Origin of the sequence: Virgibacillus sp. M23, from assembly GCF_034190895.1 — a bacterium.
In the GTDB taxonomy this organism is placed as follows: domain Bacteria; phylum Bacillota; class Bacilli; order Bacillales; family Amphibacillaceae; genus Virgibacillus; species Virgibacillus salarius.
The window spans coordinates 1-599 of sequence record NZ_JAWDHA010000166.1 but is presented as its reverse complement, the minus strand read 5'-3'; the positions used below and the strand labels follow the sequence as shown (position 1 = coordinate 599).

The window sequence follows — 599 nt, the reverse complement described above, 5'->3', positions numbered from 1 at the left end:
AATACGCAAGCAGATGGTGAGCGAATGAAATCGGCTGGGCGCGCTGCAGATGTGTGTAGCCCGGCAGAATCGTTTCAACGTTCGCTTCTGCCTTTTCAATCAGCGCACTTTGGAATGCCTCAATCAGCTCGATGATGTGGCCGACATGATTCTTCAAGTATAAATGCATGTCAGTCGCCACCTGGTCATTCCGGCTTCTGCCGGTATGCAGCTTGCCGCCGAGCGGGCCGATTTCGTCAATCAGCATTTTCTCTATGTTCAAATGAATATCTTCATAATCGACTGAGAATTCCAATGCTCCCTCCTCTGCTTTTTGCAAAAGGGTATTCAGTCCTTCGCGGATTTTCAGCTCTTCTTCCGCTGTCAGGATACCGCATTTTTTCAGCATGGCAGCATGTGCGAGAGACCCTGTTATGTCTTCAGTGACTAAATTTTGGTCAAATGATATGGATGCGCCGAACTCGTCGACCCATTTTTCCGGTGTTTTTTGAAACCGGCCTCCCCAAAGCTTCTTCATGCTTTATTCTGCTCCTTCTTTTTCACGATGCTGTTCACTTTTGTCGGAAGGCCCCAAAGCTCAATAAAGACAATTGCCGCAT

The 599-nt window shown here is 47.7% G+C and carries 2 protein-coding genes; both read right to left on the bottom strand.

The features are described 5' to 3' along the window. Positions 1-517, bottom strand: a 517-nt coding sequence (locus tag RVS70_RS21835; protein WP_321134818.1) for a lyase family protein, incomplete at its 3' end; no start/stop codon positions are given. Then, positions 514-599: hypothetical protein (locus RVS70_RS21830; protein ID WP_321134820.1), on the bottom strand; the 86-nt coding region annotated here is incomplete at its 5' end. The genes RVS70_RS21835 and RVS70_RS21830, both read right to left, overlap by 4 nt.